The sequence below is a fragment of the Caulobacter sp. GW821-FHT09A05 genome (assembly GCF_059418465.1).
The window spans coordinates 29,574-50,890 of record NZ_JBWKPX010000006.1; the positions used below are offsets into that span (position 1 = coordinate 29,574).

Annotated in this window: 17 protein-coding genes; 12 read left to right on the forward strand and 5 right to left on the reverse strand. The window is 67.3% G+C overall.

Features of this window, described 5'->3' with window-relative positions; all coding sequences use genetic code 11:
• The first annotated feature begins 2 nt into the window (after positions 1-2).
• The 7 genes from rfbB to AC07NX_RS07685 are packed head-to-tail and all read left to right on the forward strand — an operon-like array spanning position 3 to position 6,835.
• Positions 3-1,055 carry a dTDP-glucose 4,6-dehydratase gene (gene rfbB, locus AC07NX_RS07655; RefSeq protein ID WP_494640530.1) on the forward strand — a complete coding sequence of 351 codons (1,053 nt, stop codon included), beginning with the start codon at positions 3-5 and terminating at the stop codon, positions 1,053-1,055.
• Positions 1,048-1,950, forward strand: coding sequence for a dTDP-4-dehydrorhamnose reductase (rfbD, locus tag AC07NX_RS07660; RefSeq protein WP_494640532.1), 903 nt, complete (start codon positions 1,048-1,050; stop codon positions 1,948-1,950). The genes rfbB and rfbD overlap by 8 nt, the downstream gene beginning before the upstream one ends.
• Positions 1,947-2,834: a glucose-1-phosphate thymidylyltransferase RfbA gene (rfbA, locus tag AC07NX_RS07665; RefSeq protein WP_494640534.1), complete on the forward strand. Its 888-nt coding sequence runs from the start codon at positions 1,947-1,949 to the stop codon at positions 2,832-2,834. Before rfbD ends, rfbA begins: the two co-directional genes overlap by 4 nt.
• Positions 2,831-3,949, forward strand: a complete 1,119-nt coding sequence (locus AC07NX_RS07670; protein ID WP_494640536.1) for a DUF1972 domain-containing protein — start codon at positions 2,831-2,833, stop codon at positions 3,947-3,949. Before rfbA ends, AC07NX_RS07670 begins: the two co-directional genes overlap by 4 nt.
• Complete coding sequence (locus tag AC07NX_RS07675) at positions 3,946-5,304, forward strand: O-antigen ligase family protein (protein ID WP_494640538.1); 1,359 nt, start codon at positions 3,946-3,948, stop codon at positions 5,302-5,304. The genes AC07NX_RS07670 and AC07NX_RS07675 overlap by 4 nt, the downstream gene beginning before the upstream one ends.
• The gene (locus AC07NX_RS07680; RefSeq protein WP_494640540.1) at positions 5,301-6,317 is read left to right on the forward strand and encodes a glycosyltransferase family 2 protein; all 1,017 of its coding nucleotides are present in this window, start codon (positions 5,301-5,303) and stop codon (positions 6,315-6,317) included. The genes AC07NX_RS07675 and AC07NX_RS07680 overlap by 4 nt, the downstream gene beginning before the upstream one ends.
• Positions 6,314-6,835 (forward strand): serine O-acetyltransferase, encoded by a 522-nt coding sequence (locus AC07NX_RS07685; RefSeq protein WP_494640542.1) that lies wholly within the window; start codon positions 6,314-6,316, stop codon positions 6,833-6,835. Before AC07NX_RS07680 ends, AC07NX_RS07685 begins: the two co-directional genes overlap by 4 nt.
• Here the strand turns inward: AC07NX_RS07685 and AC07NX_RS07690 are convergent.
• From AC07NX_RS07690 to AC07NX_RS07710, 5 genes are all read right to left on the reverse strand, one after another.
• Positions 6,821-8,116: an oligosaccharide flippase family protein gene (locus AC07NX_RS07690; RefSeq protein WP_494640544.1), complete on the reverse strand. Its 1,296-nt coding sequence runs from the start codon at positions 8,114-8,116 to the stop codon at positions 6,821-6,823. The genes AC07NX_RS07685 and AC07NX_RS07690 overlap by 15 nt on opposite strands.
• Before the next feature lie 48 nt (positions 8,117-8,164).
• On the reverse strand, positions 8,165-9,151 hold the full coding sequence (locus tag AC07NX_RS07695) for an NAD-dependent epimerase/dehydratase family protein (protein ID WP_494640546.1): 987 nt from the start codon (positions 9,149-9,151) through the stop codon (positions 8,165-8,167).
• Between the two features lie 2 nt (positions 9,152-9,153).
• Complete coding sequence (locus tag AC07NX_RS07700) at positions 9,154-10,461, reverse strand: UDP-glucose dehydrogenase family protein (protein WP_494640548.1); 1,308 nt, start codon at positions 10,459-10,461, stop codon at positions 9,154-9,156.
• 322 nt (positions 10,462-10,783) lie between these two features.
• Positions 10,784-12,439: a lysine--tRNA ligase gene (locus AC07NX_RS07705; protein ID WP_494640550.1), complete on the reverse strand. Its 1,656-nt coding sequence runs from the start codon at positions 12,437-12,439 to the stop codon at positions 10,784-10,786.
• 193 nt (positions 12,440-12,632) lie between these two features.
• Positions 12,633-14,765 carry an ATP-binding protein gene (locus AC07NX_RS07710; RefSeq protein ID WP_494640552.1) on the reverse strand — a complete coding sequence of 711 codons (2,133 nt, stop codon included), beginning with the start codon at positions 14,763-14,765 and terminating at the stop codon, positions 12,633-12,635.
• 509 nt (positions 14,766-15,274) lie between these two features.
• On the opposite strand from AC07NX_RS07710, the gene AC07NX_RS07715 reads away from it, so the two are divergent.
• From AC07NX_RS07715 to AC07NX_RS07735, 5 genes are all read left to right on the forward strand, one after another.
• Positions 15,275-16,645: a BNR repeat-containing protein gene (locus tag AC07NX_RS07715; RefSeq protein WP_494640554.1), complete on the forward strand. Its 1,371-nt coding sequence runs from the start codon at positions 15,275-15,277 to the stop codon at positions 16,643-16,645.
• Positions 16,646-16,967: 322 nt separating this feature from the next.
• On the forward strand, positions 16,968-17,819 hold the full coding sequence (gene kduI / locus AC07NX_RS07720) for a 5-dehydro-4-deoxy-D-glucuronate isomerase (protein WP_494640556.1): 852 nt from the start codon (positions 16,968-16,970) through the stop codon (positions 17,817-17,819).
• A gap of 70 nt (positions 17,820-17,889) precedes the next feature.
• The gene (locus AC07NX_RS07725; RefSeq protein ID WP_494640558.1) at positions 17,890-19,083 is read left to right on the forward strand and encodes a glycoside hydrolase family 88/105 protein; all 1,194 of its coding nucleotides are present in this window, start codon (positions 17,890-17,892) and stop codon (positions 19,081-19,083) included.
• Between the two features lie 10 nt (positions 19,084-19,093).
• Positions 19,094-20,350, forward strand: coding sequence for a DUF2264 domain-containing protein (locus AC07NX_RS07730; protein ID WP_494640560.1), 1,257 nt, complete (start codon positions 19,094-19,096; stop codon positions 20,348-20,350).
• A 106-nt stretch (positions 20,351-20,456) separates the two neighbouring features.
• Positions 20,457-21,248 carry an IclR family transcriptional regulator gene (locus AC07NX_RS07735; protein ID WP_494640562.1) on the forward strand — a complete coding sequence of 264 codons (792 nt, stop codon included), beginning with the start codon at positions 20,457-20,459 and terminating at the stop codon, positions 21,246-21,248.
• Positions 21,249-21,317: the final 69 nt, after the last annotated feature.

The window sequence follows — 21,317 nt, forward strand, 5'->3', positions numbered from 1 at the left end:
AGTTGCGCATTCTAATTACCGGCGGCGCCGGCTTCATCGGTTCCGCCCTCGTGCGGCGGCTGATCGCGAACAGCGATCACGAGGTGCTGGTCTATGACAAGCTAACCTATGCCGGCGTCCTGGAGTCCCTGGACCCCGTGGCCGACAGCCCCCGTTATCGCTTCGTGCAGGCCGACATCGCGGATTCCGACGCCGTCGCGGCCGCGCTGGCCTCGTTCCGCCCCCAGGTGATCGCTCACCTGGCGGCGGAAAGCCATGTCGATCGCTCCATCGACGGACCGGGCGACTTCATCCAGACCAACATCGTCGGCACCTTCACCTTGCTTCAGCAGGCGCTCAAGTATTGGGGCGGTCTGGAGGGCGACGAGAAGGCCGCGTTCCGCTTCCATCACATCTCGACCGACGAGGTGTTCGGATCGCTGGGCGACGAAGGCTACTTCACCGAGACCACGCCCTACGACCCGCGATCGCCCTATTCGGCGTCGAAGGCGTCCTCGGACCATCTGGTCCGCGCCTGGGGCCATACCTATGGCCTGCCGGTTCTGGTCACCAACTGCTCCAACAACTATGGCCCGTATCATTTCCCCGAGAAGCTGATCCCGCTGGTGATCATCAAGGCGCTGGCCGGCGAGCCGCTTCCGGTCTACGGCGACGGTTCCAACGTGCGCGACTGGCTGTTCGTCGAAGATCACGCCGCGGCGCTGCAGGCCGTCTTCGAGCAGGGTCAACCGCTGGAAACCTACAACATCGGCGGCAATTCCGAGCGCAAGAACCTGGATGTCGTCAAGGCCATCACCGGCACGCTGGACCGCCTGTCGCCGCGCGCGGACGGCAAGTCCTACGCCGAGCAGATCACCTTCGTGAAGGACCGTCCTGGCCACGATCAGCGCTACGCCATCGATGCGAGCAAGATCCGCCTCGAACTGGACTGGACGCCCTCGGTGACCTTCGAGCAGGGCATCGAGCGGACGATCGCCTGGTACCTGGCCAACCGGCCCTGGTGGCAGGCCATCCTCGACAAGCGCGACGCCACGGCCCGACGCGGCCATGGCTGAGTCCATGGCGATTCTGGTGACGGGCGGCGCTGGCCAGGTCGGCGCCGAGTTGCAGGCCCATGCCTGGCCGGCGGGGGTGAGGGTGCTTGCTCCCGCCCGTTCGGAGCTTGACCTGACGGACGCGGCCAGCGTCGCGGCGTGGTTCTCGGCCAACCCGGTGGCGGCGGTGATCAACCCCGCCGCCTACACCGCCGTCGACCGGGCCGAGACCGAGGTCGGCGCCGCGTTCGCGGCCAACGCCCTGGCCCCCGCGCTGCTGGCCGAGGCGACCAAGGCGGCGGGCGTCCCGCTCGTGCACGTCTCGACGGACTATGTCTTCGACGGCCAGGGCGACGGGTTCAACGCCGAGGACGCCCCGGTCGCGCCCCTGGGCGTCTACGGGGCGAGCAAGCTGGCCGGGGAACTGGCCGTGCGTTCGGGCAATCCCCGCTCGGTGATCATCCGCACGGCCTGGGTGCTGAGTGTCCATCGCGCCAACTTCCTCAAGACGATGCTGCGCCTGGCCGGCGATCGGGACCGGATCTCGGTCGTGGCCGACCAGTTCGGTTGCCCGACCTCGGCGCGCGACATCGCCCAGGCCCTGGCGACGATAACGCTGCGGATGATCGCCGATCCCGGTGCGCCGACGGGCGTCTATCACTTCGTGAACGCCGGCGAGACTAGCTGGAGCGGCCTGGCCCAGGAGATCTTCGCGCAAAGCGCCCGCCATGGCGGCGCGTTCGCCGAGGTGACGCCGATCACGACGGCGGACTACCCCACGCCGGCCCGACGGCCGGCCAATTCCCGACTTTCCACCACGAAGATCACCGCCGACTACGGCGTCGAACCGCGTCCGTGGCGGGACGCCGTCGCCGAGATCGTTGAAGAGCTTTCGCACAGGAGCGCTGCGCCATGAAGGGCATCATACTCGCCGGGGGCTCGGGTACGCGGCTGCACCCCATGACCCAGGTCACGTCGAAGCAGCTGATGCCTGTCTACGACAAGCCGATGATCTATTACCCGCTGTCGACGCTGATGCTGGCCGGGATCCGCGAGATCCTGATCATCTCGACGCCACGCGACACGCCGTCCTTCCAGGCGCTGCTCGGCGACGGGTCGCAATGGGGCTGCAGTATCGAATACGCCGTCCAGCCCAATCCCGAGGGGCTTGCCCAGGCCTACATCATCGGCGCGGACTTCGTGGCGGGTTCGTCTTCGGCGCTGATCCTGGGCGACAACATCTTCTACGGCCACGGCTCGACCGACCTGTTCAACAGCGCGTCGGCCCGTCGGGAAGGGGCGACGGTGTTCGCCTACCACGTCACCGATCCCGAGCGGTACGGCGTGGTCGCCTTCGACGAAAAGATGCGCGCCCTGTCGATCGAAGAGAAGCCGGCCAAGCCGCAGTCCAACTGGGCGGTCACGGGTCTCTATTTCTATGACGCCGACGTGGTGGACATCGCGGCCAACCTCAAGCCGTCGCCGCGCGGCGAGCTGGAGATCACCGACGTCAACCGCACCTATCTCGAGCGCGGCAAGCTGTCGGTGGAAATCATGGGCCGCGGCTACGCCTGGCTCGACACCGGCACGCCCGACAGCCTGATCGAGGCGGCAGAGTTCGTGCGGACCCTCGAGAAGCGCCAGGGCTTCAAGATCGCCTGTCCCGAGGAGATCGCGTTCGTGAAGAACTTCATCGACGCCCGGCAGCTGGAAAAGCTGGCCGACAACCTGGGCAAGTCGACCTATGGCCAGTATCTGCGCAACGTCCTGCGCCTGCACGGTGGGTACACGCCAGCATGACCAAGGTGCGTAAGCTCTCCATCCTGGGCACCCGGGGCGTCCCCGCCGGTCACGGCGGCTTCGAGACGTTCGCCGAGAAGTTCGCCCTGCACATGGTCGCCAAGGGTTGGGAGGTGACGGTCTACTGCCAGGCCGACGACGGTCCGCCCGGAGCCGTCATCGACGAGTGGCGGGGCGTGCGCCGGGTGACCTATGTCGCCGACTCCGGCGCGACCGGCACGATGAAGTTCGACTGGATGTGCGTGATGCACGCCATGCGGTCCGAAGGCGTGATGCTGGTGCTGGGCTACAACACCGCCGTGTTCAGCGCCCTGCTGCGCCTGGGCGACCATCCGGTGCTGACCAACATGGACGGCATCGAATGGAAGCGCGCCAAGTGGCCCTGGCACGGCCGGATCTGGCTGTACTTGAACGAATGGATCGGGGCGCTGACCTCCAGCAAGCTGATCGCCGACCACCCGGAGATCGAGCGTCACCTGGCGCGGCGGCGCGGCAAGCGCGACATCGTCATGATCCCCTACGGCGCCGATGCCGTGACCGAGGCTTCCGAGGAGCCGGTCAAGGCGAGGGGGCTGACGCCCGGCCGCTATCTGATCTCGATCGGGCGGATCGAGCCCGAGAACAACATCCTGCCGATGATCGAGGCCTTTGCGGCCCGCGAGCGCGACCTGCAGTTCGTCTGCCTGGGCAAGCTCGAGCCCGAGAAGAACCCCTACCACGCCGCCGTGCTCAAGGCCGGCGAGGGCAAGGTGCTGTTCCCGGGCGCGATCTACGATTCCGCCGTCGTGCGGGCGCTGCGGTTCCACGCCGCGGCCTACTGCCATGGCCATAGCGTCGGCGGCACCAATCCTTCGCTGGTCGAGGCCCTGGGCGCCGGCAATGCGATCGTCGGTCACGACAATCCCTACAATCGCTGGGTCGCGGGTCCCGAGCAGTGGTACTTCCCCGACAAGGACGGCTGCGCCCGGTGTTTCGACGAGATCGAGGCGGGCGGAGAGCGTCTGCGCCAGGCGCGAGCCGCCGCTCGCCATCGTTTCGAAACGGCTTTCCTTTGGTCGGACATCCTGTCGGAGTACGAGGCCTTGTGCCTGGCCGCCACGGAACCCGCGCGATGACCGACGCAACGCCCCCGATTCCGGAAACCCTTTCGCCCACGTCCGAAACGCCCGTCCGGCGGCGCGCGGGGCCTCGGCCACCGGGGCAACCGGGGCCGTCGTCGCAATCGTCCGACCTGAACCCCGCCGGCGCCTGGCGCTATGGCGTCATCGTCTGCGCCCTGATCATCGCCATGCCGATGTTCTCGGCGGTGCGCGGCGTCTCCCAGCCGCTCGGCCGGGCCCTGATGGGCGTGACCGACATGGTCATGCTGGCGATGTTTCTCTGGTCGCTGTTCAAGCCCGGTCTGCGGACGTTGAAGTTCCTGATCCTGGGCCTCCTGGCCCTGTCGGTGCTGAACATCGTGTTCTGGACGCACGACGTGCCGCTGACAGCCACCTATCAGGGCTTCCGCAAGTCGATTCTCTGGCTGCTGGCGATCTGCGTCGGCTACAGCGTGCGCCGCCGGGACCGAAACATCGTCCTCTGGATCATCACCGGGGTTTGCGTGGTGATCGCGCTCTATGCCGTCAAGCAGTGGCTCTTCGGGTTCACGGCCTTCGACAAGCAGATGCTCGACGCCCAGTCCGCGCAGGAGTACGCCAACAAGATCGGCGACTACCAGCGCGCCATCTCGATCCTGTCGTCGGGCTTCCACGTCGGCATGACCGGCACCCTGCTGATCATCATCGCCTTGACGATCAAGCAGGCGCCCAATCCGCTCGCCTGGGGGCGCTCGGCGATCCTGATCGCCATCGGCGCCCTGGGCATCTACGCGTCCTTCACGCGGACATTCATGATCATCGCCGCGGCCCTGGCCTGCGTGCAGATCTCGCGCTCGGGCAAGCATCCGCTGATACGCGTCGGCGTCCTGACCGCCGGCGCGGCGATCATGGCCGTCGGCATCTTCGCCGGATACTTCTCGCAGCTCGAACAGGCGATCTTCAGCGACTATCGCTTCACCTCGCGATCGATCAGCTACGAGGCCATGGCGACTCTGTTCAGCACCTATCCGATCGGCCTGTTCTCGGGCTACGGCCTGGGCAGCGCGGGCAGCACCCTGGGCGAGTCCTTCGCCATCGGGGGCGCCCATTGGGTGGAGCCGCACAACGTTCTGCTCAAGTACGTCGTCGAGTTCGGCGCACCGCTCAGCCTGTGGCTCTATTGGGAAATCGGCAAGGTGGTCCGCGCGGCCAAGCCCGATCCCATGCTGCGCTTCGACAACAGCCTGTCGATGCTGGGCGTCTTCCTGCTCATCGGCGCGGGCCTGACCATCACCTCGGTCGAGACCTGGCCGATCAGCCTCTATATCGGGTTCATCATCGGCATGTTCGCCATCCCGCCCGCCCGCGTCGTCCGGAGAGCGCCAGCATGACCAAGGTTTCGGTTGTCTGCTGCTTCTATAATCGCCCCCAGGCGGTGCGCCCCACCCTGTACGGCCTGAAGAACCAGACCCTGCAGGATTTCGAGGCGATCATCGCCGACGACGGGTCGAGCGACGAGACCGCGGCCGTGCTGCGCGACGTGCTCGCCGAGATGAACGATCCGCGCTTCCGGCTGGTGACGCGCGAGAAGAACATCGGCCTGACCCGCGGTCTGATCGAAGGCGTCCGCCAGGCCCAGAGCCCCTATGTCGCCATCCATGACGCCGGCGACGTCTCGTTGCCTCGTCGGCTGGAGGCCCAGGCCGCGCTGATGGACGCCCAGCCCGAGGTGGTGGTCGTAGGCAGCCACTACGTCAACTACATCGAGGCGATGAACCTCTACCGCGTCCGCACGCCGGACGCGGGGTCCAAGTCGTCCGAGGACCTGATCGACAACACCACCTTCACCCATGGCGAGGTGATGTTCCGGCGCGCGGCCTACGAGAAGGCCGGGGGTTACCGTCCCGAGTTTCGCATGTCGCAGGACAACGACCTGTGGCTGCGCATGCGCCACCTGGGCCGGTTCGCGACCGTGCCCGAGCCGCTTTATATCCGCGCGGTCGATTTTGGCGGCATCTCCTTCAACCCGGCCACCGTGGCGCGCCAGAGCGCCTACTACATGCTGGGCAAGAAGATCGCCCGCGGCACCGTCGACGAGGCCGAGGTGCTGTCGCGCCTGGCGGCTGGCGAGGCCGTCACCGACGTGCTGCCGATCGACGATCCGGACGTGCAGAAGCAGCTGAGCAAGGTGGCGATCCGCAGCGCCCTGTTCGGCTCGCCCCGGGCTGGCCACCAGATCGCCCGCGACTACCTGGTCGCGTCGCCCCGCAACCGGATGATCCGCACCGGCCTGGGCCTGCTGGCCGCCCCCTGGGGCGGACCGGCGCTCGCCCAGTTGCGCCGGGCGATGGGCGTGAAGTCCGGCCGCCCCGAAGGCTGGCCCAAGGCGGGCGTCGCTCCATGAGCCTGGGACGGGCCATCCGGGCCGATCTCGCCCGCGTCACCGACAGTCGCAAGCCCTATACGCCGCTGGTGAAGTGGCTGTTCACGCCGGCCTTCAAGACGATGGTCCTGGCGCGCCTGGCGGCGCGGCTGGCCAAACAGGGCAAGGTGGGCAAGGGCCTGGGCCGTCTGGTCTGGCGCTGGAACGTCGCGTCCAGCGCCTGCTACATCTCGTTCGACGCCGAGATCGGCGACGGCCTGCTGCTGCCGCATCCCACCGGGATCGTCATCGGAGACGACGTGCGGATTGGCGAGGGCGTGACGATCTATCAGAACGTCACCCTGGGCCGGGCCGACGCCGAGCAGTCGTCGTATCCGGTGATCGGCGACGGGGTCGTCATCTATGCGGGGGCGGTGATCATCGGCGCGGTGACGGTGGGCGACGGCGCCGTGGTCGCGGCCAACGCCGTGGTCAACCGCGATGTACCGCCCGGCAGCGTCGTCGGGGGCGTTCCGGCGAAGGTGCTAGCTCGGCGCTGACGTCGCCCCCCGGTTCGAGCCCAGGTGCCGCCAGCACAGGAGCGCCGCGAACCCGAAGATGAACAGCTCCGAGAACAGGCGCGAGGCGGCCATGCCTACGCCGCCGAAGCTGTGGCTGAGGATGAAAGCCGACGCTAGGCTCACGACCGCCCCGGCCAGGACGACCTGGGCGATCTTCTTGTCCAGGCGCAAGGCGACCATCAGCTGGTTGACGACGATGGTGTTCAAGGCGGCGGCGGGCATCACGAAGGCCAGCACGGCCAGGACCGGAGCGCCGCCGGAGAATCCCGCGCCGAAGATCAGCTTGAACAGGATCGGCGCGCCCAGGCACACGGCCAGGGCGCCGAGCAGATAGAGCGCCCCGGTCGCCACGCAGATCAGCCCCGCCGTCCGGGCGGCCTTCCTGGGGTCTTCGCTGGCCTGGGCCGAGAGGCGGGGCAGCAGGATCGTTGACATCGGGCGCAGCAAGGCGGCGGCGGGGGCGATGACCCGCTCGGCCGCGCCATACCACGCCGCGTGGGTGGCCGAGCTGGTCAGGCCCAGCACGAACACGCCGGCCGTGCCGTAGATCACCACGGCCGATCGGCTGATGAAGATCGGGAAGCCGGCGACCAGGGCGTCCATGGCCTCCCGAACGTTGGGCTTGGGACGGTCCGGATACTGGCGCAGCATGATGAAGACGCCGCCGATGGAGGTGACGGCGATCGCGCCGGCCTGGATCGACAGCGCCAGGATCGTGTCCTTGGGGTGCTGGACCAGCAGGAAGGTGGAAATCAGGCCGATGACCTGGCCGGAGACTTCCAGCGATACGGCCAGGAAGATCCGGCGCATGCCCTGGAAATACCAGAACGCCGACAGGCCCAGGGCGCAGCCGATGGCGATCGAGGCCAGGGTGACGGCGGGATCGCCTCCGACCACCGGATTGGTCGCGCCCAGGGCGAAGCCGATCGCCACGGCGGGCAGGCAGAGCAGCGCCTTGGCGAACGAGATGCGGGCGACGATCTGGCCCCGCTGTTCGTCGTCGGCGGCGGTGGCGACGTCGCGGGTGCCGCTGAGGTTGAAGCCGTACTCCACGACGATCGAGGTCAGCAGCGCGATCGAATAGGCCGTGGCGTAGACGGAGAACCCGTCCACGCCCAGTCGCCGTGTCAGCAGCGGGTAGAGCAGCAGGGGCGAGATGAAACGGAAACAGTAGGCGAAATAGACGAGCACCGCGTCGCGGAAGCCCTTGCTGGTCAGAACCTTACCCGCGAGCGCGCGCGGGTTGACGGGCAATTTCATCCGGTTTGGTCTCCGCCGGCGGGGCGCTGGCCCCGCGCGGTGATGGCGTCAGCGGCCGTAGTACTGATCCCACCAGGCCACGAAGTTCTCCAGCCCCTGCTTCAGCTTCACCTTGGGCTTGTAGCCGGTGAGCGCGTTGAGCTTGGCGATGTCGGCATAGGTGCAGGTGACGTCGCCCGGCTGCATCGGGCGCATGACCTTGACCGCCTCGCGGCCAAGGGCCGTCTCCAGGGTCGAGATCATCTCCATCAGGCCCACGGGGTCGTTGTCGCCGATGTTGTAGATCTCGTGCCGACCCTGGGCTGGGGGATGGTCCAGGACGCCGACCACACCGTCGACGATGTCGTCGATATAGGTGAAGTCGCGGGCCATCCTGCCCTCGCCGTACACCTCGATCGACTGGCCGCTCAGGATCTTCTGGGTGAAACCGAAATAGGCCATGTCAGGGCGACCCCATGGGCCGTAGACGGTGAAGAACCGCAGGGCCGACATCGGAAAGCCGTAGAGCTTGGCGTAGCTGATGCTCATCAGCTCGTCGGCGCGCTTGGTGGCGGCGTACAGCGAGACCGGCGCGTCGACCGGGTCGGTTTCCTTGAAGCCGGCGCCTTCGCCGCCGTCCAGCGACTGGGGCCGATCGCCATAGACGCTGCTCGACGAGGCGTACACCAGATGCACGGCCTCGACGCGCCGCGCGGCTTCCAGGACCGACAGGTGGCCGGCCAGGTTCGAGCGCTGGTAGGCGAACGGGTTCTCGATCGAGTAGCGCACGCCGGCCTGGGCGGCCAGGTGCACGATGCGCTTGGCGCCGCTGTCGCGCACCAGGGCTTCGAACGCCTCGGCGTCGGCGATGTCCATGCGGACCATCGTGAAGCCCGCGCGGCCTTCCAGCCGGGCCGCTCGCGCGGCCTTCAGGGCCGGATCGTAATAGTCGTTGAAGACGTCGACGCCGATCACCGTCTCGCCGCGGGCGAGCAGGCGCTCGGCCACGTGCATGCCGATGAAGCCCGCGGCTCCCGTAACGATCACCGCGGTCATGTTCAGCCTCGACCGATCGAGGCGTAGGTGAAACCGTGCCGGACCATCTCGGCGGGCTTGTAGACATTGCGCAGATCGACCACGACCGGGGCGTTCAGCAGGTCCTTAATGCGATCCAGGTCCAGGGCCCGGAACTGATCCCATTCGGTCAGGATCAGCAGGACGTCGGCGCCGTCGGCCACCTCATAGGGACCGTTCTTGAAGGTCACGCCCGGCAGCAACTTCTCGGCCTCGTGTCGGCCTTCCGGATCGAAGGCCTGAACCGCGGCGCCCTTGGCCAGCAGGGCCGGCAGGATGTCCAGGCTGGGCGCGTCGCGCATGTCGTCGGTGTTTGGCTTGAACGTCACGCCCAGCACGCCGACGGTCTTGCCCGCCAGATCGTCCAGGCCCATGGCCGCCGCCACCTTGTCGGCCATGGCTTTCTTGCGCGCGTCGTTGACCGCCACGGTGGTTTCGATCAGCCGGGTCGGCGCGCCGTAGTCGTTGGCGGTGCGCACCAGGGCGATCGTGTCCTTGGGGAAGCACGAACCGCCATAGCCCGGGCCGGCGTTGAGGAACTTCGACCCGATCCGCTTGTCCAGGCCGATGCCCTTGGCCACCTGCTGGACGTCGGCTCCGACCTTCTCGCACAGGTCGGCCATCTCGTTGATGAAGGTGATCTTCATGGCCAGGAAGGCGTTGGCGGCGTACTTAATCAGCTCGCTGGTGCGGCGGCCCGTGAAGACGATCGGCGTCTCGTTCAGGCTCAGCGGGCGGTAGAGCTCGCGCATCACCGCCTGGGCGCGCTCGTCCTCGGTGCCGACCACGACGCGGTCGGGCCGCTTGAAGTCCTCGATGGCCGCGCCTTCGCGCAGGAATTCGGGGTTGGAGACCACCGCGAACTGGGCGTCGGGGCGAACCTTCTTGATGATCGCCTCGACCTCGTCGCCGGTGCCCACCGGCACGGTCGACTTGGTGACCACCACCGTGAAGTCCTCGATCAGGCCGGCGATTTCCTCGGCGGCGGCGTAGACATAGCTGAGGTCGGCGTGGCCATCGCCGCGGCGGGTCGGCGTGCCCACCGCGATGAACACCGCGTCGGCGGCCTTGATGGCCTCCGCGCCGTCAAGGGTGAAGGACAGGCGGCCTTCGCGAACGTTGCGCGCCACCAGGTCATCCAGGCCGGGCTCGAAGATCGGGATCTCGCCTTGCTCGAGGCGCTCGATCTTGCTCGGATCCTTGTCGATGCACGTCACGACGTGACCGAAGTCGGCGAAGCAGGCCCCAGACACCAGGCCCACATAACCGGTGCCAATCATCGCAACGCGCATGAAGTCCCCATCTGCAAAGCCGCCCAAATTGGCGGTGACAAAAGTAAAATGTGACTAGCACCGCTCGTCCGTGTGGAGCAACCGCTTACGGTGAAAGTCGCTTAAGAAAGTCCAATACAGTCGCGACCTGCAAAATTTCGGCGCAATTGCAGTTCCATGACGCATTTCCGCCATCGAATGCCTGTTCGAAATCCACGGTCAGGCGGCGGTTGATTGTTGCATCTGATACAATCTGCCTGAATTTATGAAGCTTCTGTTGCTAGTGGCGGTCGTCTTCTATGTTCGGCGTCGAAAGAACAGCAGCGCTTGGCAATCCTCGTCGTCAGCGCAGTTTTTCCTCGATCAAGGCCGTCGTCCGGTCCAGGCCGAAGATCGCCGCGAACGAGCCGAAGCGGGGGCCCTGGCTCTGGCCCAGCAGCACCTCGTACAGCGCCTGGAACCAGGCTCGCAGCGGATCGAAGCCGTGGTCCTTGCCGACCGCGAACACCTCGTTCTGGATCAGCTCGGCGTCCTGGCAGTCGGAGGGCAGGGCCTTGAGGCGACCCAGCAGGTCGAGAATCGCGGCACGCTCCTTGTCGTCGGGCGCGCGGAACGCCTTCGTCGGCTTCACGAAGTCGTCGTAATAGTTGATCGCGTAGCCGGCCAGGCGGTCCAGCAGCGGCTGGCTCTCGGGCGTCGCGCCCGGGATGTAGCGCGACAGGAAGCCCCACAGGATCGCTTTGTCCGAGGCGTTGGCGGCCGAGACCAGGTTGAGCATCAGGCTGAACGACACCGGCGAGCCGTACTGCGGCGGGCGGCCCGAGTGGACGTGCCAGACCGGGTTGTCCAGCTGCTTGGCCGCTTCCTGGCGCGGATAGGCGTCCAACTGCTGAAGGTACTCGTCGGTCGCCTTGGGAATGACGTCGAAATACAGCTTCTTGGCCGATTTCGGGCTCTGGAACATGTAGTAGGCCAGGCTCTCGGGCGCGCCATAGCGCAGCCACTCATCCATGGTCAGGCCGTTGCCCTTGGTCTTGGAGATCTTCAGGTTGTTCTCGTCCATGAAGAGTTCGTAGTGGAACCCTTCCGGGGGTGAGCCGCCCAGCACCTTGCAGACCTGGTTGGACAGACGGACGCTGTCGATCAGGTCCTTGCCGCTCATCTCGTAGTCGACGCCCAGGGCTGTCCAGCGCATGGCCCAGTCGGGGCGCCACTGCATCTTCACGCCGCCGCCGGTGACCGGAACCTGCGTCAGCGCGCCGTCCTCGTCGCGGAACACGATCGTGCCCTTGGCGACATCGCGCTCCAGCGTCGGGACCTGCAGCACCTTGCCGGTCTTGGGGCTGATCGGCAGGAACGGCGAATAGGTGGCGCGGCGTTCTTCGCCCAGCGAGGGCAGCATGATCTTCTGGATGGCGTCGAAGCGCTCCAGGGCGGTCAGCAGCGTCTCGTCGAACCGCCCGCCGCGATAGCAGTCGGTCGAGGATACGAACTCGTAGTCGAAGCCGAAACCGTCAAGGAAGGCGCGCAGGCGGGCGTTGTTGTGGTGGCCAAAGCTCTCGAACTCGCCATAGGGGTCGCGGACCACGGTCAGCGGCTTGTCGAGATCGGGGGTCATGACCTCGCCGTTGGGCACGTTCGGCGGGATCTTGCGCAGGCCGTCCATGTCGTCGCTGAAGGCGATCAGACGCGTGGGGATCGCGTCATCGACCAGGGCGCGGAAGGCGTTGCGCACCATGGTCGTGCGCGCCACCTCGCCGAAGGTGCCCAGGTGAGGCAGGCCCGACGGGCCATAGCCGGTCTCCAGGATCACCGGCCGGGCCAGCGCCGGGAAGGTCTTCACCGCCTCGTCGGCCTTGCCTGAATGGATCAGGACCGAGGCGAGGTCGCGCTCGGCGTCGGACAGGCGCAGGCGCAGGATGCGGGCAAGCAGGGCGCGCGCCTGCTCGAACGGCCAGGCGCGAGCGTCGCGGGCGAGGGGGGAGAGGCCTTCAAACATGGCGCGGGGTATAAGCGGTGTAGGCGGCCGAGGCTAGGTTTCCAGTGACGGTCGGCCTGGCTTTTGGACCTGGGCCGCTCCAGTCCGCCTCGGATCCGGCGTCGTCGGCGCCTGGTCCTGATCGTCGCCGACGACCATCGTCAAGGTCTTGGCGCTTGGCCTGGACCGCGTCGGCGCTTCGACGGGACGCTGCTTAAGGCGGGGCGAAGCTCGCGGAGGGCGGGTGAGGGCCTACGAGCTTGGCGATCGTCTCGATGAGATCGCTCGCGACGATCGGCTTCGTCAGAAAGGCGTCGGCGCCGGCCCCCATCCCGGCCATCTCGTGTTCCGGCAAGGCGTTTGCGGTCAACATCACGATCGGCGTCGCGGCCGCGCCGGTGTCCCATTCGGCCTTGCGGATGTGGCTAATGGCCTCCAGGCCGCCCATGTTGGGCATCTGCATGTCCATCAGCACCAGGTCGTAGGCGCCAGGCCGGAAGCGCGCGACCGCCTCCCGTCCGTCGACGGCCGTGGTCAGTTCCACGTCCAGGCCATCCAGCATCAGGCCGACCACGCGGCGATTGATGTCGTGGTCCTCGGCCAGCATGATCTTCAGCGTGCGTCCCGCCGCCAGGACGGGTTCGGCGAGGCCTCGCGGCGGAGGCGGGCGATCGTCCGCCGCCGCCACGGCGAGGGGCAGGCGCACCGTGAAGCGCGATCCCTCGCCGGGTGCGGAAACCGCCTCGATCTCCCCGTTCATCAGGCGCGTCAGGGCCAGGGAGATCGACAGGCCAAGGCCCGTGCCGCCGAACTTCCGGGTGATCGAGCCGTCGGCCTGCGCGAAGCGGGCGAAGAGGCGTCGGCCGGTCTCCGCGTCGAAACCGATGCCGGTGTCGGCGACCGCCAGGCTGAGCGCCTGCTCGCCGTCGATTTCGGGGCCGGCTTCGACGCTCAGCTCGACCCGGCCGCGATCGGTGAACTTGAGGGCGTTCGAGATCAGGTTGCCAAGGATCTGCTTCAGGCGGGCCGCGTCGCCGATGTGCCGGACGGCCACGGCTGGCGCGATCCGAAGCTCCAGGGCGAGGCCCTTTTCCTCGGCCTTGGCCCGAAACAGTTCGACGATGGCCCGGCAGGTCGCCCGAAGATCGAAGCTTTCGGCGTGAATGGCCAGTTCCCCCGCCTCGACCCGCGCCAGGTCCAGGACGTCGTTGAGCAGGACTTGCAGGGAATCGGCGCTGGTTTCGACCAACTGGACCATCTCCCGCTGGCGCTCGGCCAGGTCGGTGCGGGCGAGGGCTCCGACGACGCCGATTATGCCGTTCATCGGGGTCCGGATCTCGTGGCTCATATTGGCCAGGAATTCTGATTTGGAGCGACTGGCCGCCTCGGCCTTTTCCTTGGCCTTGCGCACGGCCGCGTAGGCGCGCTCCAGCCGCTGGGCGCTGCGGTTGCGCACGCTGAGCGCGGCGGTGGCGGGGACGGCCGCGGCGAAGGCCGAGGCGATGAACAGCTGGATCATGAACTGCTGGCGATAGGGCTCCGCGGGGGCCATGAAGGCGATCGGTCCATGTCCGTTGGCCGTCAGCGCCATGGCGATGACGCCAGCCGTCAGCACCGACGCGTAGACCCAGCCCGGCCCCGCGCGGAACGCCGTCAGCACCAGGGCCGGCATGACGACCGTCAGGGCGATGAACTGGTCGCTGGTGAAGGATACGATCGTCAGGGCGATCGTGAGCAGGAGCAGCAGAAAGCGCTCGAGGCGCGGGCCGGCCGCCGCATTGAACAGCCGCCTTTGCTTGAACGGCAGCAACGCCGCCGGTGTCGCGATCAGCAGGCCAAGACCGTCCTCCAGCGCCCACTGCAGCCACGCATGGGCGAAGTCATCGAAAGACCCATCAATCAGCCCCGCCAGAATCTGGCCGACCAAGGCTTCCAGGGCCGCCGCGAAGGCGGCGATCAGGGTGAAGATAAGCAGGCGTCTGGCGCGTGAGAGGTCCAGCGCCGCGCCGCAGAAGCTGCGCGTCAGCATCGCTCCGCCGAAGGCCAGCGCCTGGTTCAGGCCGCTGAACAGCATCGCGTGCGTCAGGTCGATCCGGCCGATCCAGTTGTGGGTGAGGTCGACCGTGAAGCAGGCGAGGCAGAAGCCGATGCCAAGCCGTGGCGGCAGCACCAGGATCGCCGCCAGCAAAATGCCGTTGGAGGGAAAGAAGGCGACGGCGTCGCTGATGTCGCGACAGAACAGCCAGATGCACAGCTCGATGGCGACATAGGCCAAAAACAGCGCCGCCGCGGTCCGCAGGCCGCGCCGTTGATCGGCCGACCGATAGAGGCGAACGCGAACGGCCATATACAAAGGCATCCTTTCCTGGGCTCGAAGGCGTGGCGAACGTCGCCGGTTCTGGACGGCCCTGTCGAGCCGAACGTTCGACCCCCGCCGGCCTTGGGGGCGTTCGGCGCCGAGCAAGCCCCGGCCACTGTGCTTGAATTCTTCCCGGCGAGTCCGGCCGACGAGTCGAGCGCGAGGGCGTCGGACCTCAAACGATTGCACGCGATGACGGCCCGTCCTCCCGCCGGGTCTTATGGCGCAGGAGAGCGGCGGCAAGGTCAAGGATCGGTAAAATCCGAGGGGGCGCTTTGTCGCATCCCGTGCGGCATGACTTGCCTTGATCAGGCCGGGCCGTCGGGATCATGGGTTGATCAAGCGCGGGCGAGGAAGGCGGTCGACCGGGACAAGGGCGCGGTCGGCGCGAAATCGAGTCTCGACGTCGCGACCGCGAAGCGCGCACAATCCGGTCGCCGGGCGCGCCGGGCCCTCCCTGGCCCTTGCCGATGGCGTTCAGTCCATCGGAGGGTTTCATGCGCCAGGCCTGGTCGCGCGCCTTGGTTTCCGTGCTCTCGAGCGCGATCCTGTTCCTGGGCGCCGCGGAGGCCCAAGCCCAGGCTCCCGAGGCCGACCATCCCGTTCGTGCACTGCCGATCAAGTCCGTCGAGGCCATCGACCAGGTCTGGTCGGGCCACAAGGTCGGCTTCGCCCTGACCGCCAGCGCGACGCGGATCTACGCCGGCTATTATGACGCCAACCGACAGCTGACGATCGCCCAGCGCGACAGGGCCGGAACCGCCTGGACCTATGTCAAGCTCGATACCTGGCTGGGATGGGACAGCCACAACTACGTCGCGATGGCGGTGGATCCGGCCGGGCAGCTGCACGTCATGGCCAACATGCATTCCGAGCCCCTGATCTATTTCAGCACGACCGGAACCGGCGACGCCCGCGATCTTCGGCGGCGGCCCAACATGATCGGACCCGACGACGAGGCCCGCGTCACCTACCCGATGTTCCTGCACGACGCCGGCGGCCGCCTGATGGTCAAGTATCGCTCCGGGCGGAGCGGGTCCGGCGACGAGATCTATAATGTCTTCGATCCCGCGACCCATGTCTGGCGACGCCTGCTCGACGCGCCGCTGGCCAGCGGCGAGGGCAAGCGCAACGCCTATTTCGTCGGGCCGGTGCTGGGGCCCGACAAGATGTTCCATATCGTCTGGGTCTGGCGCGACTCGCCCGACGCCTCGACGAACCACGATCTGAGCTATGCCCGCAGCCGCGACCTGATCCATTGGGAGCGGTCGGATGGCGCGTCCCTGGCCCTTCCCATCACGCTGGGCCAGGCCGAGATCGTCGATCCGGTTCCCGTGCGGGGCGGAATGATCAACAACAACACCGTGCTGGGCTTCGATTCCGCGGGCCGTCCGGTCGTCACCTACCACAAGTTCGACGCGGCCGGGGACACGCAGATCTATCTGGCGCGGCGCGAGGCCGCCGGCTGGCGTCGCGCGCAGATCAGCCGCTGGAAAGGCTTTCGCTGGGACTTCGGCGGCGCCGGCAGCCTCGCGGGCCAGGTGTCGGTCGGCGGCGCCCAGCCCACGGGGGCGGGCCGACTGCTCGTGCCGGTGATCCGCGAGGGGCGATCGCTGGAGCTGATCGTGGACGAGGCTTCGCTGGCCTTCGTCGAGGAACGCCCCACGGCCAGCCTCGCCGATCAACTGGCAGGCAAGTTTCCGCCGCCCGCGGACATGCGGTTCAACGTGCTGCCGCTTTCGATCGGACCGGCCGAGACCTACGCGCTGGTCTGGGCCACGCGCCCTCCCAACCGTGACCGGCCCACCGAGGATATTCCCGCCGCGACCACCCTCCGCCTGGTGGAGCTCCAGGCTGGACGGCCTTGATAGGCGCCCGCGGAGTCCTTCCGAAGGGCGTGACCCGCATCCAACGCGCGACGGTCGGCCTTCTGCGTTCCAAATCTTTGCGTGAAGTTTCGCGAATCGAAACGCTACGTGTTCGATGTGAAGCCCACGCATGACATGGCAGGGTTGGAGTTCTGCGAGGAAGAGCGCATACGGCCAAAGGAGTCTGTTCCGATTTTCGGACTTGTGTTTCAGAAATCTATTTGTCAGATAAATGAGGCAAGGCCGAGCGGGCGACGGGAAGGCCAAGGCCGACGGTCAAGGGCGGCCCGCCCCGGTCGAACAGGGTCCAGGATCTCAGGCTTTGACGTACGACAAGGTTTTCTACGCCACCCATCCCGCGATGATGGCGGGGGCGAGCAATCAGGACCTTCGCGATCGGTACCTGATCGAGAGCCTGTTCGTCGCCGGCGTCGTCAAGCTCAACTACCTGCATCAGGAGCGCCTGGTGATCGGCGGCGCCGCGCCGCTGGAGGCGGCGATCCACCTGCCGGCCCAGGCCGAGCCGCCGTCGCTGGCCGGACAGCCGCTCCTGGCGAGCCGAGAGATGGGCGTCGTCAATGTCGGCCAGGGCGCGGGCCGTGTCGTGGTCGACGAACAGGCCTTCGTTCTGGAGCCGCTCGACGCGCTCTACATCACGCGCGGCGCCGTCGATGTCCGGTTCGAGAGCCTCGACGCGACCTGTCCCGCCCGATTCTACCTGGCCTCGACGCCCGCCCACGCCGCCTTCGAAACCAAGGCGCTGTCGACCTCGGCGGCCATCCCCCTCGAACGCGGGGCGCGCGAGACGGCCAATCATCGGATCATCTACCAGCTGGTCGTGCCTGGCGTTTGCGCCTCGGCCCAGCTGTTGCTGGGCCTGACCATCCTGCAGCCGGGCAGCGTCTGGAACACCATGCCGCCGCACCTGCACGACCGTCGTTCGGAGGCCTATTTCTACTTCCGACTCGGGACGGACGAGCGGGCGCTTCATTTCATGGGCGAGCCCAGCGCCACGCGGCATCTCGTCGTCGCCAACGAGCAGGCCGTGATCTGCCCGCCGTGGTCGGTCCACAGCGGCGTGGGCACTGGCAGCTATGCCTTCATCTGGGCGATGGGCGGCGAAAACCTCGACTACGACGACATGAATGTGCTCGACATCTGCCAGTTGCAGTGACGAGGCCGCCCTCGCGGCGGCGCGAAACCACAAAAGGGGCCGGGCGAACCCGGCCTGGACGGAGGAAGCGATGAAGTCTGTTTTCCGTGCGGCGGTCGGGGTCGCGGCCTTGCTGGCGACGGGCGCGCCGCCAGCCGCCACGGCCGCCCAAGCGCCGGCGTCCTCCCAGGTCGCGCCCGTTCCCCATGCGCGGGCCGACGTGCTGCGACTGGCCGAGAAGGTGGCGGACTACCAGCTGGCCACCATGGCGGCCGGCTACATCCCGCCAAACACTTCGCGCGACACGGCCGACCCGAAGGGATGGGTGCAGGGCGCCCTGTTCGTCGGGCTGCGCGACCTCGCCGACCGGTCGAGCAACCCGGCCTACCGTCAGGCGATCCTGGCGCGGGGCCTGGCCAACCAATGGGAGCTGGGCAAGCGCTTCTATCACGCCGACGACCACGTGATCGGCCAGGCCTATCTCTGGGCCTCGCGCCATGGCGGCGGCGAGGCGGCGATCGGACCGCTGCGCCAGCGGTTCGACGCCATCCTGGCCTATCCGCCGAAGGTGGGGCTGGAGCACGCCGAGTATACCGACCCGCGCGGCGTCGACTGCGACCAGCGCTGGTGCTGGAGCGACGCCCTGTTCATGGCCCCGGCGACCTGGTTCGAGCTGAGCGCGGTCACGGGCGATCCGCGCTACGCGGCCTATGCGCGCAAGGAATTCGCCGCCGTCACCGACTTCCTCTACGACAAGGAGGAGCACCTCTACTATCGCGACTCCCGGTTCTTCACCCGGCGCGGCCCGAACGGCGAGAAGGTGTTCTGGAGCCGCGGCGACGGCTGGGTGTTCGCCGGCCTGGCCCGCATCATCCCCCTGTTGCCGCCGGGCGATCCGGACCGCGCGCGGATGGAGACGGTGTTCAAGGAAATGGCCGGCAAGCTGAAGGCGATCCAGAAGCCCGACGGCTACTGGTCGCCCTCCCTGTTGTCCGATCCCGCCACGTCGCCGCCGGAATCCAGCGGCACGGCCTTCTTCACCTATGGCATGGCGTGGGGCGTCAAGAACGGGTTGCTCGACCGCGCCGGTTACGAACCCGTCGCCCGGAAGGGCTGGATCGCCCTGACGCGCGCGGTGCATCCGGACGGCAAGTTCGGCTATGTGCAGCCGGTCTCGGATCGCCCGGAAAGCGTCAGCTATGACGACACCCAGTTCTACGGCGTCGGCGCCTTCCTGCTGGCGGCGACGGCGATGGCCGACCTCGACCTGAAGCCGGCACGATAGGGGAGCGACCATGCACAAGCGCGATTTCATGAAGGCGGCGCTGGTCGGCGCCGCGTCCCTGGGAGGCGGCGGGGCGGCCAACGCGGGCAAGCCGGCCTCCGCGCCGATCGACGACCGCGCCTACATGGCCGGGCTGCTGGAAAAGATCGCCAGCCCGGTGCTGTCGGCGATGTCCAAGGGCGAGCTGAGGAAGACCTTTCCGCTGGAACTCAGCCCCACCTGGGACGGCCGCGAGTCCGGCGTGGCCTATCTCGAATGCTTCGGCCGCATGATCTCGGGCCTGTCGCCGTGGCTGGCCCTGCCCGAGGACGCCACCGCCGAGGGCAAGGCCCGCAAGCGGCTGACGGAACAGGCGCTGCAGAGCTACGTCCACGCTGTGGATCCCAAGAGCTCGGACTATCTGCTGTGGCGCGGCCACGGGCAGGCCCTGGTGGATTCGGCCTATTTCACCCAGGCTTTGCTGCGCGCGCCCAAGGCCCTGTGGGAGCCGCTGGACGCGACGACCAAGGCGCGGATCGTCGAGGAGATCAAGGGCCTGCGCCGGGTCAATCCGCCCTTCATCAACTGGCTGCTGTTCGCGGCGATGAACGAGGCCTTCCTGCTGCAGATCGGCGAGGAGTCGGACCCGATGCGGCTCAATACGGCCGTGCGCATGATCGACGAATGGTACATCGGCGACGGCTGGATCAAGGACGGGTCGACCTTCCACTTCGACTACTACGGCTCGTTCGTGATGCACCCGATGATGATCCAGGTGCTGGAGGTCATGGAGGCCCACAAGGCCCCGTTCTGGAAGGACGACCTGACCAAGTGGCGCGAGCTGGCCGTCAAGCGCGCCCAGCGCTATAGCGAACACCTGGAACGGTTCGTCTCGCCCGAAGGGACCTTCCCGCCGTTCGGCCGTTCGCTGACCTATCGCACCGCGGTGTTCCAGCCGCTGGCGCTGCTGGCCTGGCGCAAGGCCTTGCCGGCCAAGCTGCCCGAGGGGCAGGTGCGCTCGGCCCTGGTCGCCGCGCACAAGGCGGTGTTCAACCAGCCCAGCAACTTCACCCCGGGCGGTTTCCTGACCATCGGCTTCGCCGGGCATAACCCGGCGCTGGGCGATTGGTATTCGAACAACGGCAGCATGTATATCACCACCGAGGGCTTCCTCGCCCTCGGTCTCCCGGCGTCCGACAGCTTCTGGACCGCGCCAGCCCAGGCCTGGACCCAGAAGCTGGCCTTCGCGGGCCAGCCGTTCCAGAAAGACTACGCTGTCGACTACTGAACCGGAACGGCGAGCTTGGGCGGTCATTGCATTTTGTCCACGGGGTCGTATCACTATCCGGTACGGCTCGTGGCAATGTCGCCGTGGCGCCCGCTGAATGGTTGATATGACGGACATCGTCCCCACGGATGCGGAGGAGGCCGGCTCGTCGCGCACGAGCGCCGGAGCCCAGACTCTTTTCAAGGGGCTGGAGGTGCTCAGCCGGGTCGCCAAGGGCGACACGACCCTGGGCAAGATGGCCAAGTCCCTGGACCTGAACAAGACGACTGTCCATCGCCTGGCCTCGACCCTGGTCGAGGCGGGCTTCCTGTCCTTTTCGCCTCGCGAAGGCTACGCCCTGGGGACCAAGCTGCTGGAGCTGGGTTACGCCGCCTCCCAGCAGATCACCCTGACCCGGGTGAGCCACGACCACCTGCGCCAGCTGTCGCTCGACACCGGCGACACGGTGAACCTTGGCGTTCTCGACCGTGACCAGGTGCACTATATCGACAAGATACCCGGGACGCGGCGCATCGAGGTGCGTTGCGTCATCGGCGAGCGCCAACCCCTGCGGCACACCGGCCTGGGCAAGGCGCTGCTGATGGACGAGGGCGAGGATGTCCTGCGCGAGGTCTTCCTGCGCGAGGCCGCCGTCTTCCCGCGCTACCGCTACGATCTTCGCCAGTGGCTGGAGGTCATGGGCCGGTACCGCGCCCTGGGCTACGCGCTCGATCTCGACGAGAACGAGGATCACATCCGCTGCGTCGCCGCGCCGATCCGTGACATGGGCGGCAAGATCATCGCCGCCGTCTCGGTGTCCTCGATCGCCCAGTACATGGATGACGCCCGGATCGAGACGATCGCGGCCTACGTCAAGGAAACCACCCAGAAGATCAGCGCCGAGTTCGGCTACCGCTGAGACCGACTCCTTTTTCGGGGGCGCGGCCGGTGGAGAGCTCTCGCTTTTCCGCGCCTGAGGCTCGCCGTC